Consider the following 13464-nt stretch of genomic DNA (forward strand, 5'->3'; position numbering starts at 1 on the left):
GCCAACAGTTGTCGCCGGAAATATCTTTATCATGGAAGCACCCATTGACCATGCCCTGTAAATTTCCGATGGGGTAAAGGCCCCCGGGAAAATAGAAATTTTTTTGTCCACACAGTTAAGGATAACTTTTTCATTAATAATGGGTGTTACGATAAACCGGGCCCCGGCATCAAGGGCCTTATCCAGGTCATTTTCGCTACAAACGGTTCCCGCCCCTATATTCATGCTAGTGGAATAATTATCAACGGCATACTTAATCATCTCTCCTGCCTGTGCGGTATTCATCGTTATCTCAATGGTCGTCAGGCCAGCGTCATAAAATTGGGGTAGAATATTTTTAAAATCATCAAAAGCCAAATTTCTTACTATTCCGACAATCGGGACTTTTGAAAACAGTTCCCAAGAAAATGGATTTTCTCTCATAAGCTTTGTCCCTTTGATTTTAACGATTCATATTGGAATATCTTGATCTGGCCTGCAATGGCGGCCTTATCGACCAGCTCACCGGAAATTAAAATAGTATCTTTTAACAGACCGAGTTCCTCCAAGGCCAATCTGTAAAGTTCATATAATTTGCTGTCGCTGCACAAAATCAACTGACACCCCATCTTTCGGCGAAGATGTTTTAATTCCTCTCCAATTAATAGCCCACTTAGAAAAAGGAAGTTCTGTTCCTTGTTCAACTTATCGAAAAGCCGGTTCGTCCTAACGGTAAATAAACTGTTCAGCACATTGGCGGATCTGGATTTCCCGACCCCTGATTTAAATGCATCCAGTTCCTTTTGAGAACATCTGTCCAGATCTATCGTTTCGACCGATTGTTTTAAAATGCTGTAATCGGCCATTAGGCCGAAAATCTCACCGGTCATAAAGGTCTGGAAGTCGATCAGCCGGTTATCCCTCAGCACAATATGTTTGGAATGCGTTCCCGGGAATATCAGAATAGATTCTTTTAATTGGTTCTTCGACAAATAAGCTGAGGCCGCCAACCCGATTAGCTGTGTCTCCTCGCCCCGCATTACATCGGTGTCGCTTTGGACACCCGAGATGAGCAGGATATGATGGGGGAAATCCTCCTGTGGATCAAGATGCACGATACTTGCTTCACTTCCGTCCACGGAAAAGGGTAATGTAGCATATGGGAGCTCCCTAAGGCCTATAGAGGAGGAGGCCATCCCTGAAATCACTATTGGAACGTTATCCAGTCCAATGGATGACGTATGGGATAATAGACCTATTTGCTCGCTTAACCGTTGCCGGAAAAAGCGATCCCGGGAACTGCTGCTCGTTCCTTCCTCGTTTTTCCAGGCATTGAAGGTTTCGGAGATACCATCGGTGGTACGCACTTCGCCGATAACTTGTTGATCAACAATGTTTACCAACTGTAACCGGAAAGAGGATGTGCCCCAATCACAGCACAATAAATAATTCTTCATCCTATCGAGTTTTTGTCATTATTGCCCTTCCTGCCCGCTCCAGGGAAGCGACCGGGCGAGTATGGTCAATAACAGTGGTGCAAATTCATTCCCCTGTCCTTATTTTGATTACTATCTTCTTTACCGGCGCATCGTTATCGACCTTGATTCCCGGACGATGGGCATCCTGCGGAAAGAAAATAAAGAACTGTTCCGGGTCCCCGATATAATATTTTCCTTCCCCTGTATAAAATGCTATGTCCTTAGGGCCGTCATAAGGCTCGGTAAGCTTCAGTGATGTAAAAGGTTCAATGCCCATCCATTCCTTCCCCTTGATGACGTATTGGATATCGCTATAATGCCGATGCGATTCCCACTTTCCCTGTTCGAATGATTTCCCGGGGCCTTCGGTTATGATAACGTACACATTTTTACCGTCTATTTGGAAAGTACCGGGCCCGATATCTTCAAGATCGGTTGTCCTCAGGTACTCAAAGGCTTTGTCCCATCCCGTTTTGTTGGCGCGGTATTGTCTTGCGAATTCCTTTTTATCTATGGACCGATGGGGCTTTAGCTGCAGCCCGTTCAGCCAATCATGGCCGTTGTACCACTGTAGGGTCTTTTTTGAAACGTTATTGTTTTCTTTCTGGGCCATAGTATTAAAGCTTATAAGGAAAAAAGAGATAAAAATTATCATTGTTAGTTTAAAGTGACGTTCCGTTTTCATATTGTAAAAAATTTAAGGTGAACATTAGATATGGTTGATAAACGTGTTACCAGTTATGGATGGAACCATCGGGGGCCTTCAGGACCGGATGCGAGAATTTCGACCCTTCGGTTATCTCCATTATAAGGTCGGCCTTCTTAGGATCGAACTTGACCCCCAGTCCCGGATTCGGGTTAAGGTACAGTTTGCCTTTCCTGAAGTCTATAAAATCCTCGTTGAAATAGGCCGGCCTTTCCGGTTCCCCTCCACCCAGTTCCATCATGCACCTGGATGGACTGCTCGACCCCAAGACGTGCACCAATGCAGCTGTTGCAAGTGGCCCGGTAAAGTGGGGTATCATGCCCACATAATGCGTCTCGCACATGGAAGCTATCTTCTTGAACTGCGAAAGACCGCCGGTATTGGGCACGGTAACACGGGAATAATCGATCAAGTGCTGCTCCACGAGCTCGTTGATGTCCCAGATATCCCCGAACTGCTCCCCTACGGCGATGGGTACCTTGGTCATGGTCCTCATCGTCCTGTAGGCTCCCGGGTTTTCGGACCTTATCAGGTCCTCTACAAAGTAGGGCTGCAGCTCTTCCAGTGCGGAACAGATCTTAATCGTCTCGGGAGGATCGAACCTGGTATGCAGGTCGATCGCCCAGTTGCCCTTGCCCCCCACGGCATTATCCATTCTTTTGCAGGATTCGATCGTTTTGTCCGCATTTCCATAGAAATCGAAAGGTTCTTCGCCATTGCCCCCTGTCGGGCCGATCCTATAGCACCTTAGCCCCGCCTCGATACAATCTATGGCTCTCTGCTCCGGTGTTGTGGCCATGGAGGCCCGGAAACCCGTGGCGTAGCACTCCACGGAATCCCTGGACGCACCGCCCATCAGGTCGTAGACCGGTACGTCGAGAGCCTTTCCCTTAAGGTCCCAAAGTGCCATCTCCAGCGCCCCCAGGGCATGAAGCTTTTCCCTTCCGGGGGGGTAGAACATGCCCCTGTATATATTCTGCCATATATACTCTATCCTGAAGGGGTCCTGCCCGATCATCATTCCGGCACATTGTTCGATCATGTCCCGGGAACCGCCCTCGCCGATACCGATGATCCCGCCATCGGTCTCTATCTCCACGATCCCCCGGGCCTGGTTGAACAGGGGCTTGTTGTACCCCGGGGCACCGTAATACCTGATCTTCGTGATCTTCATCCCGGAGCCCGCCTCTTCAAATTCAAGGCCGTCCCCCGCTCTAAGGAGCTGCAGACCACCAATTGCGGCCGCACAGCCTAGAAACCCAGATCTTAAAAAGTTACGTCTTTCCATGATTTCTTCTTGGTTTAAATGATATACATAATTTTTGGCGCTACCGATCTTATAAAGTCCCGGGATCCACCTAAGGCCTAACATGCCCTGTGCTATATATTTCTTCTGAAATAATCCTGTCCATACTTTAATCGGTCCTTTCTATATCTACAAATCGCATACCCGTTTTCAACAGTCTATAATCATCATGTTTTATAAAAGCATCGAATATTCCCGTGTTCTCTTCAAGATCCACATCGTAAAACACTAATTCGGTATCGCCTATATTGACCCCTTTTTCCTTTATTGCCTTTCCAAATTGAACGACCGCCTTGCCCGCCTCCTCAACGGGGTCGAAACGAAGCGTGATCTTGTATTTTCCCTGTTCACTGTGGACGATCCATTGTCCCCAGCGGCGACCGGAAAGAATTCCCGGTCCGCCCCAGTCGAACCTGGAAAGCACGGTCACTTTTTCGGCCGGATCGCCGATGTATATCGGCTGGACGCCGTTAACTCCATATTTGGCCCTGTCCTGGGTAACCTCCCTCCACCAGTTCTCATAGCTTGAGAGATAGTCATATACTATTTCGGGATGTTTTCCAGCTATATTGTACATCTCGCTGGAATCCTTCTGGACATCGTACAGCTCCAAACTCTCAAGTACGCTTTTCAGTTCACCGTCCCTTGGTTGAAAAATTATACCGTGGGGGTTATCCTGCGGGGCGACCAACTTGTACCGCGGTCCCCTCACCGCAAAATGCATGTATTCGAAGGGCACATCGGACTGATGCAGCTGAAAGTAGAGCAGGCGCTCCGGCAGGTCCGCCACCTTTTGTTCGATTAGCGGCAAGAGCGATAGGCCGTCGATCTCTACCCCATCCGCCGGCGATACCTTGCAAGCCTCCAAAAGGGTCGGCAGGACGTCGATCACGCACGCGGCATTGTCTATTTTTATCGCACCGGCGAATTTTGAAGGATATTTAATGAAAAAGGGAACGCGGATACCGCTTTCGTACACGCTTGTTTTGGTACCCCGTAGGTTGTAATTATACCTGCCAGGGATATTGTCGTTCTTCGTCCTGCGGTCCCTAGGGCCGTTATCCGACATAAAGATAACGATTGTACTATCCTCGATCCCCAGTTCCTTCAACAGCCCCATTACCCGGCCCACGTTTGCGTCGACGTTGGACACCATCGCGTACAATCGGGCATTGTTCTCGTGAAGGCCCATCTTCCTATAGGGATCCACCTTGTCGTCGTTTATGGTCAGCGGTAAATGTACGAGGGGGGTCGAAATATATGCAAGGAAGGGCTTTTTATCCTCGTGGCTTTGGCGTATGAACTGCATACCGGAATCAAAGAATATATCGTCGCAATATCCCTCATAACGTTTGGATACATTATTGTGCTCCAATATGGGGTCGTAATATGTATTACCCGGAGGACCCGCAGGCTGTCCGATACCCCCTCCCTTATGGACCAGCGCCTCTTGAAAACCGTTGTCCGTTGGCCTCATTGGGTAACTGTCCCCAAGGTGCCATTTTCCGAAAATCCCTGTTCGGTAACCGGAATCACCTAAAGTTTCCGCAATGGTCACCTCCTTGGCCTGCATAAGGCCTGCATAATAAAAAACACTTAGCATTCCAGTCCTATATGGCCACCTTCCCGTCATTACCGCGGCCCGGGTAGTAGAACAACTTGGGTATGAATAAAAACGGGTGAACTCGACGCTCTCCCTTCCCAATGCATCTATATTGGGAGATTTTACATATGGGTTGCCGTGGATACCAAGGTCCCCATAGCCCAGGTCGTCCGTCATGATCATGACAATGTTGGGACGCGATTGGGAATAGTTAAATTGGAATGTAAGGATAAAAATCAAGAAACAACCAATCTTAATTCCGTGGTTCACCAAAATAAATTTAAAATGAATCATTGTTTAGTTGTTAATTTGATACAAAAATGAACTGAGTATTAATAACCTGGGGTTTGCTTTAAAAGGGATGCGACCTTATGCCATCGTTCAATCTGGCAATGCAAAGGCGATATAATTATCCCCAGGCTTTAAGCCACGTGTTCCTCCTGCGGCCGCAATGACAATATATTGTTTATCATTTACTTCATAGGTAATAGGCGTGGCGAATCCAGCAGCGGGAAGTTGGTGCTCCCAAACGACTTTTCCGGTGGTTTTATCGAGCGCCCGTATTCTTTCGTCCCTGGTACCCGCTATGAATATTAGATCGCTCCCGGTCACAATAGGCCCCCCATAAATTTCCGTGCCGGTAATGGGTATACCGCGTTCGGTCAGTTCGGGAAACTCCCCGACGGGTACCTTCCATAGGTATTCGCCACTACTTATATCAATTGCGCTCACGGTTCCCCATGGTGGCTTAATTCCGGGGTAGCCCTGTTCGTCATAAACTTTGGTCCGGAGCTTTACATCATAGACCCCCTCAAATCCAAAAATATCCTTATCGGATTCACCAACGGCCGAATTTAGGTCGGAATGGGCTCCTCTGACTACTTCTGGTTCTGTTTGTTCCCTATATAAATAATCCATAATCAAATTTCTTTCAATATCCGTTAAATGGCCGAACGAAGGCATTCGTACTCCACCATTTAATAAAAGGCTCGCAAGATCCTTTTGTGGGTAGTTATCCTTGACATTGCTTATGTCCGGAAAATCGCGGCCATTGCCCTTTTTGTCCGATCCGTGACAAGACGCACAGTTCATAGCATATAGCTCTTGCCCCGAAAAGGCTTTTTCTTTCGTTTGATCCAACTTAGGGTTCTTTTCCATTGCAAGTATCCATGGATTATCGTTTGACGGTTGGTACAATATACCGTCTCGATCTATGGCGTTCCCGCCCCATTCAGCACCCCCGCTAATTCCAAAAGACAAGATTCCTTTCAGACTGGGTGGGGCCCACTTGTTATCCGTCCGGTAGCGCTCGAATATCTTCCTTGTATATGCTTCCGCTTCAGGGGAGATGTTCGAAATATCATCTTCCGTATACATTTGACGGGAAAATGGCAAAGGTTTTTCCGGATACTTTTGGGTGGGCCAAGGGTGTTCACCCGGAAGGCCGTTTGTTGGTACAGCCCTTTCCTCAATGGGAAAGACAGATACCCCGGACTCTTGATCAAGAACGTAGACCAATCCATCTTTAGTGGCCTGAACGACTACCTTCAACTTCTTTCCATCTTTGGTAATGGTCGTAAGGCTAGGCGGCTGTGGTATGTCCCTGTCCCAAAGATCGTGATGGACGGTTTGGAAGTACCACTTCAAACTTCCATCCTCGGCGTTCAAAGCAACTACACAATCGGAAAATAGGTTTTTCCCATCCCTATTTCCTCCATAATAGTCCCCGGAAGGCGAGCCTGTCCCGAAAAACACTACGCCTTCCTGTTCATCCAATACCATACCGGACCAATTATTCGCACCGCCATGTTGTTGATAGGCATTTGGGGGCCACGTTTCATATCCTTCTTCCCCGGGATGTGGGATGGTATGGAAAACCCACTCCAACTCTCCGGTAATTACATTAAATGCCCGTATCGAACCAGGTGCCGCATCTCCCGATTCGGATACTGCAGATCCAATTACCAGGGTATTATTATAGATGACCCCCGGCGATGTCGCCCGGACCCTTAATTTGTTCACGTCATTAGTTATCCCATCATCCAATCCCTCGCGCAGATCTACAATCCCATTGGCCCCAAAAGAGGATTTCAATTTACCCGTTTTGGCATCCACCGCATATAAATTTGATTCAACGGTATAAAATATTCTTTTATCCCCACCATCTTCCCAGTACATGACCCCTCTATTTATGTAGCCAACATCGTCCGGCGAAAATTTCCAGATTTCCTCTCCCGTAGCCGCATTCAGCGCAAACAGCCTCAGATCTGCCGTAGTCCCGTAAAGGATCCCGTCGACCACTATGGGCTGGCATTCTATCAGTCTCGGACGTCTGGTATTGTCTTTGGTTGTATCAGTGACCGATTGCCTGGTATCGTACATCCAGGCAACCTCCAACCTATTAACATTTTCTTTTGTGATCTGGTCCAAGGGGGAGTACCTGTTCCCGGCTTTATCGCCTCCATAGACCGGAAAATTCTTTCCTGTTGCATAAATCGATGGTATCGATTTTGAAGTGGGACCACCACATGAAAATAGGGTTACAAAAACTATTGAAAGTAATATGTACCTAATCGAGTTTTTAAACATAATTCTAAAAAGTATAAACTTCATAACAGCATCATAAAATCTATCATCGCAATAGCCCTCATTCTGCGCCCCATTGTTATTTTCTAAAAAGTAGGATACAAGATGAGTTTGACGTAGGCCCGGCAACCTTGCCCACACCCCATCCCTTTGGGACCGATCCTTCTTGAAAACCGCTCTTACCAATCAATGACCGAATTATCGTCCGGATCAAATTTGGGAAGATACGGTCTGGGTTCACCGACCTCGTTCATTAGTTTGTTCTCATCGATAGTAATGCCCAGCCCAGGTCCCGTAGGTATAGGCCGGTAGCCATCCACAACAGGGGGCAAGGGCACTGCCAGAAGTTCATGTTCCCTATTTCCCCTTTCCTGAACTAGGAAATTGGGAACGCAGGCGGCAATCTGGAGACTCGCGGCCAGCGAACAGGGGCCGTTCGGGTTATGGGGAGCAATGGGTGCATAATAGGCTTCCGCCATTCCGGCGATGATCTTTAGTTCGGTAATGCCCCCGGCATAATTGACATCGGGCTGAAGTATCATGGCCGCTCCCTTCTCCAATATTTCCCGAAAGCCCCACTTGGTGAAAATACGTTCTCCTGTGGCAAGGGGAACCAGTGTTTTTTTTGCAAGATCGGCCATTACATCTACGTTCAGGGCCTGCACTACCTCTTCCAGGAACCATGGTCTATGTGGTTCCAATGCTTTTATTAAAGAACTCGCCGTAGTGGGCTGGACGGACCCATGAAAATCGATGGCAATATCAACATCCGGATACTGTGCCTTAAGAGCGGCAAAGCGTTCTACCACCTCATCGATCATTTTAGTTCCCTCGTTATATTTGAAAGGCGATCGCGAGCCTTTCGGTCCGACCTTCATATGCCTCACGCCCGTCTTAAAATCGGGTTCTGTACCGTAGACCAAGGCCTTATCACGGGTGGGGCCTCCTAAAAGTTCATATACGGGTACACCAAGGGCCTTCCCTTTTATATCCCAGAGGGCTTGGTCAATTCCCGAGACGATGGCGGTCTTTATTGGTCCGCCCCGATAGAAAGCACCCCGGTGTATGGCCTGCCAATGTTTTACGACGGGACGCGGATCCTTTCCGATAAGGTAGGTGCTGCCCACCTCCATTGCCCCCGCCGCACAGGCCTTCGCATCGTCCTTGAGCATCTCGCCCCACCCGGTGATGCCGGCGTCGGTCGAGATCTTTACGAAGACCCAGGAGTTTTTTAGGACAAAGGTCTCTACCTTGGTAATCTTTATCTTGTCCTTGGGGCCGATCAGGGGAGTACCCACAAAAGGTTTTGGAGCAGCTGCGCTTAGACCGGTAATGCCTACTGTGGCCGCCACCGCCGTGGTGACCGTGCCCTTTAAAAAATCCCTTCTTTTGTTAGAATTATTGCCTAGTGTTTCCATATATGGTATTTAAGTTAAACATTAATATAAATTTATAAGATTGCCACAATTCATTGTTCTTTGCACGCCTCACGGGCAATCAACAAAAACGATAATACATCACCCGCACCATTTCATAGGGTACGTCAACGAGCTCGCTTCCCAAATTGGTCTGCGAGGGGTATGGGTACACCTTGCCCTGAGCCCCCTGAACGCCCCTTCCTGTAGAAAAAATCGGGCTGGTTTCGTCGGTTTTTTTTTGATATGTGGGTATCACTTCGGTGCCTTCGTACACGTTGACCTGAACGGAAAGAATGCCTGTGGCAAACACTATAAAAAAGATTGTTGCGTGAATTGGTAAAAGCCTTTGCGGATATTTTAATTTCATTGCTTTAAATTTATAAAAAGTGATATTTATTTTTTGATAATGAAAACCCCAAGATTCCTTGTCGAGCTATCCCGTGGATATTTCATACTTTTACCGTTGCTATATTAATAATAAACACAACCCCTATCCTATAAAAACGGTGTTCAAGGCTTGTGCAGAGTTTTGAATATACTTTGAATATCTGAAATGAAGGACGCCGAACGGTTGAAATATTGCCTAAACCAAATTGAGCGAAAACTGAATTGGGACAAATCGGTATTCTGGAAGGAACCTGAATTTGTTCAACTGGCCGAAATTATTTCCAAAGCTTCGGATATTTCGATCAGTCCACATACTTTAAAACGGCTTTTTGGAAAAATTAAATACAAGGCGTATTACAATCCGCAGCGCGCTACCAAGAATGCCTTGGCAAAGTATCTCGGATTTTCCGACTGGATGGGTTTCGTCGATCATTACAACGAAAAAATAGATAGGGAAAACGTCCCTCCAAAAATTTCCTTTTGGAAAAGTAAGCTTTTCAAAGCTGGACTACTTTTAGTATCGGGCATTTTGATTTCATTTGTATTCATGCAGTGGTTTATTGCGGCCGACCCTCGAGAAGGCCAAGATGAAACACTTCCTTTTACATTTGACCTGACAGATTCGATCGGCCCGGTACCCTATACCGTCTCGGTCAATTACAATATTGAAAAATTCCCCAATGACAGCACGTATGTCAATTTTGATTTTACACACCCGCTGTTCGGCCCACAAATTATAAAGTTAGATCAAGAACGGTCACTTCATAATTATACCTATCAAATTCCCGGATATTATCAAGTTACATTGCAAGATAACCGACATTCGCTTTCTACCCGCAACGTGCTGGCTACCTCGGATGATTGGGAGAGTTATTTGTATTATGAGGATAAACAAGGACTTTGGCTCGACAATAAAATAAAACCTTCTGAAAAAAGCGGGTATTTGTATTATAATCCAGAAACTTTGGTCGAAAACGGCTTTGATGTGAATGCGGTCTATTACACCATCCATCGATTTTTTAGGGAGTTTGAAATCGATGGGGATAATTTTGAAATGAAGGTCAGGTTCAAAAACTCGAAAGAAACCGGTGGAATTACTTGTTATGATTTTGTTACTCGATTGTATGGCAAAAACAATCTTGTCTATTTGAACCTAATGGAAACTGGATGTTCGGGATATTCGGGCATAAAAATAGGGGACACAGAGATTACCGGGGACCAAGAAAACCTTTCCGCCTTTACATTTAATGACGAAAGTTGGAATGTTTTGAATGTAGTGGTCAAAAATCAAAAGGTTCGTTTCTCCTTGAATGGTAAACTGATATATACAGGAGCTTACCAAGGGTCAAATGGTAAGATTGTCGGAATAGAGCATGTTTTCAAAGGTACTGGGATGCTGGATTATATTCGGTTAAAAGATTTTGGAACGCAAGTTGAGTTTTTTGATGATTTTGAGTAGGGAAACCTATTTTCGGCCGACGGATCACGTTATTGCTTGAAAATCAGTGGAAGTATGATGAAAAGGTAATTTTTGAGAGTTCTGCAGGAAAGCCAATTTTTTTCCAATAATAAAAGAATTGCCGTTGGAAACTCATTGTACTCATGATTCGTTTTTACTTCCTTTAGGAAATCAGCATTGTCTGCAAGCAGTGGTTGCACAATTTCAGGATGCTTGCCAGCTAGATTATGCAACTGCATACGGTCTTTTTCAATATCGTACAATTCCGTTCCGTTCACCAAGCGCCATTTAAATTTAATAATACAGTATTTTCAACATCATGGGGAGTGCGCCAGTCTTGTCGACTATGCACAAAAATGGAGCGTTCACTTAACTCTTTTGACTTACCCATGAGTAACGGAGAAAAGTCAACGCCATCTAATTTGACATTCTCATCAATTTTTAAATTGCATAACCCTGCCAAAGTGGGCAGCAGATCTATATGGGCCGTTACTTCATTGATATCTTAACCTCCTTGTACTTTACCATCTTTCCATCGGATAAAAAACGGTACTCTATGACAACCGTCGGTTCTATCGTTCTTTTTACCTCTCAGGCCCATATTAAAACCTATTTATCCATCTTTGCTTATGCCATCGGAAGTGCCATTGTCGGTCATAAAAATGAGTGTAGTATTATCAGCGAGCTTTTTCTTTTTTAGTAATTTCTCTAGCTTCCCGAAATTTTCGTCAATGTTGGTGATCATTCCATAGAACTCCGGATTCACAATTTCCTTTACCTTTAGATGTTGATAGGGTTTTGCATACTTTTCATCCACATAAATAGGGCTGTGTGGCGCATTCGAAGGCAGATAAATAAAAAATGGTTTACCTTTATTAATCTCCATAAATGTCATGGCTTCTTGAAACCAAACATCTGTACAATAGCCCTCGAATTGCTGTGGTTGATGATTTACATAAAAACATCATTGAAATAATTATTGCCCCAATAATCCGATAATTCACCAACACCGCCCGCTTTGTGATGAACGGCAACATCAAAGCCTAGATCCGTTGGTCGTACAGGATACTTATCACCTAAGTGCCATTTGCCAAAAATGCCGGTTGTATATCCGTTTTGTTTAAAAATTTGGGCCATTATATTTGCATCCTCCGAAAGTACATCCCTACCCTTATAGGTAGCCAAAGCCCCGTTATTAATTGGGTAACGCCTGGTCAGATTGCCCCTCGAGTGGGCGTACATACAGGATTCACATGAAAATCGGTCAGTCTTACGGACTGCTTGTAGAAAGTATCGATATTTGGAGTTTGAATCCATGGGTTTCCGTGGGCACCGAGTTCTCCGATACCTTGGTCATTAGTTAATATCAGGATGACGTTTGGTTGTTTTCCGTAGTCAGAATGAGTTTGTGAAATTCCCATGAGGGAAACCAAACCAAAAAGCAATAGGAAAATTTTTCGTATAGTTTAATTTATTTTGAATCCCATTCAAGTCTATCAATACTGATACCACGATAGGGCCATTCTACGCTTGATATGTACCACTGACCATCTTCCCCTTGAAAAATTTCCGGGGCATGAGCTTTTAAAATGGTTATTTCATTTTCTTGATCTATACCAAAATCGGTCAGGTCATCCGAATTGTACACATAGGCCTTCTGGGTGTAGGCACCTTGAATTTCCTTTCCGTCCCAGTCGTCTTCCCAAGCACAAACAAATAGGTAAAACGTGTTATTATGGAAAAGTAAAGTGGGCGATTCAGGGTCGAATTTGTTGGTCTGGAGTATGGTACTAGGGTCACTCCAGTTCATAAAATCTTTTGATGTGACCATTCGAACACTTTTAATGGAGCAATAGGTAAGATAATAAATACCCTTATAAAAAAGCAAATTTGGGTCGCGGGCACCGTCAGCATCTGAAAATAGTTCTCCTTTTGGCTCCCAATCATACAAATTTGATGATACAGCAAGCCTTATGGGGCTATGTCCATATACCATTTGATACAGTGCGTCTTTTTTAATGATATAGGGAGCGTGGTTGGCGGGTATTTCGCCCGGTCGGTCTTTTGGGGTCAATACTTTTGAAAGGTCATTATAGTGATGTTCTTTAACAGTTTCCTTAAAACTTGTTGTCAATGATACGGCGTGAAAAGAAGCATATTCGCCTTGGTGAATGCCCTTATTCAAAGGTTTGGTCTCAACAAGTGGATGCGTAATACCGAAGATGTGCCACTTGCCATCATCGCCTTTTACAAATGTATGGTCATTGGGTACCCATTCATCGTACCACTTGTCCTCCTTCAATTCTGGTGTGTCAGGGCCACAAAAGTAATCCCCGTCGGGTTTGTAGATCCGTACATATTCGCTGGCTTGTTTTGGTACTAATATATCATCTTGCGCTCTAAGATTTGCACAATATGCAATTAGCATCCCAGTACAAAGAAAAAGTTTAAGGTAGCTGGTCATGGCATTTTAAATTTTAATTCCCGTTCAGTTTTTTTGTTTCATTTGCAATACGCTCCCGCTGCTTGACACTTCACCCGT

General features: G+C 45.3%; 12 protein-coding genes and 1 pseudogene. 1 reads left to right on the forward strand and 12 read right to left on the reverse strand.

Going from position 1 to position 13464, the window contains the following annotated elements:
- From BLT07_RS13895 to BLT07_RS13930, 8 genes are all read right to left on the reverse strand, one after another.
- Positions 1-423 (reverse strand): bifunctional 4-hydroxy-2-oxoglutarate aldolase/2-dehydro-3-deoxy-phosphogluconate aldolase (locus BLT07_RS13895; protein ID WP_091869943.1); only part of this gene is annotated, 423 nt, incomplete at its 3' end.
- On the reverse strand, positions 420-1436 hold the full coding sequence (locus BLT07_RS13900; protein WP_091869946.1) for a 2-dehydro-3-deoxygalactonokinase: 1017 nt from the start codon (positions 1434-1436) through the stop codon (positions 420-422). The genes BLT07_RS13900 and BLT07_RS13895, both read right to left, overlap by 4 nt.
- Before the next feature lie 85 nt (positions 1437-1521).
- Positions 1522-2070, reverse strand: a complete 549-nt coding sequence (locus tag BLT07_RS13905) for a NanQ anomerase/TabA/YiaL family protein (RefSeq protein WP_175455333.1) — start codon at positions 2068-2070, stop codon at positions 1522-1524.
- A gap of 118 nt (positions 2071-2188) precedes the next feature.
- Positions 2189-3451, reverse strand: coding sequence for a mandelate racemase/muconate lactonizing enzyme family protein (locus BLT07_RS13910; protein WP_091870985.1), 1263 nt, complete (start codon positions 3449-3451; stop codon positions 2189-2191).
- Positions 3452-3578: 127 nt separating this feature from the next.
- Positions 3579-5366 carry an arylsulfatase gene (locus BLT07_RS13915; RefSeq protein ID WP_091869952.1) on the reverse strand — a complete coding sequence of 596 codons (1788 nt, stop codon included), beginning with the start codon at positions 5364-5366 and terminating at the stop codon, positions 3579-3581.
- Positions 5367-5453: 87 nt separating this feature from the next.
- Positions 5454-7661 (reverse strand): outer membrane protein assembly factor BamB family protein, encoded by a 2208-nt coding sequence (locus BLT07_RS13920; RefSeq protein ID WP_091870988.1) that lies wholly within the window; start codon positions 7659-7661, stop codon positions 5454-5456.
- Positions 7662-7837: 176 nt separating this feature from the next.
- Positions 7838-9076, reverse strand: coding sequence for a galactonate dehydratase (gene dgoD / locus BLT07_RS13925; protein ID WP_091869955.1), 1239 nt, complete (start codon positions 9074-9076; stop codon positions 7838-7840).
- A 79-nt stretch (positions 9077-9155) separates the two neighbouring features.
- Entirely contained in the window at positions 9156-9443 is a 288-nt protein-coding gene (locus tag BLT07_RS13930) for a hypothetical protein (RefSeq protein ID WP_091869958.1), read from the reverse strand.
- A gap of 186 nt (positions 9444-9629) precedes the next feature.
- Between BLT07_RS13930 and BLT07_RS13935 the strand changes: the two genes are divergently transcribed.
- On the forward strand, positions 9630-10922 hold the full coding sequence (locus tag BLT07_RS13935; RefSeq protein WP_091869961.1) for a hypothetical protein: 1293 nt from the start codon (positions 9630-9632) through the stop codon (positions 10920-10922).
- 29 nt (positions 10923-10951) lie between these two features.
- Here the strand turns inward: BLT07_RS13935 and BLT07_RS21390 are convergent, their stop codons facing one another.
- The 4 genes and pseudogenes from BLT07_RS21390 to BLT07_RS13945 form a co-directional block, all read right to left on the reverse strand.
- On the reverse strand, positions 10952-11200 hold the full coding sequence (locus BLT07_RS21390; RefSeq protein ID WP_245726553.1) for a hypothetical protein: 249 nt from the start codon (positions 11198-11200) through the stop codon (positions 10952-10954).
- Positions 11201-11535: 335 nt separating this feature from the next.
- On the reverse strand, positions 11536-11808 hold the full coding sequence (locus BLT07_RS21395; RefSeq protein ID WP_245726554.1) for a sulfatase-like hydrolase/transferase: 273 nt from the start codon (positions 11806-11808) through the stop codon (positions 11536-11538).
- 65 nt (positions 11809-11873) lie between these two features.
- Positions 11874-12343, reverse strand: a pseudogene (locus tag BLT07_RS21400) (sulfatase-like hydrolase/transferase).
- Positions 12344-12393: 50 nt separating this feature from the next.
- Positions 12394-13386, reverse strand: a complete 993-nt coding sequence (locus BLT07_RS13945; protein WP_091869965.1) for a family 43 glycosylhydrolase — start codon at positions 13384-13386, stop codon at positions 12394-12396.
- Positions 13387-13464: the final 78 nt, after the last annotated feature.

The sequence above is a fragment of the Pricia antarctica genome (assembly GCF_900101815.1).
GTDB lineage: Bacteria > Bacteroidota > Bacteroidia > Flavobacteriales > Flavobacteriaceae > Pricia > Pricia antarctica.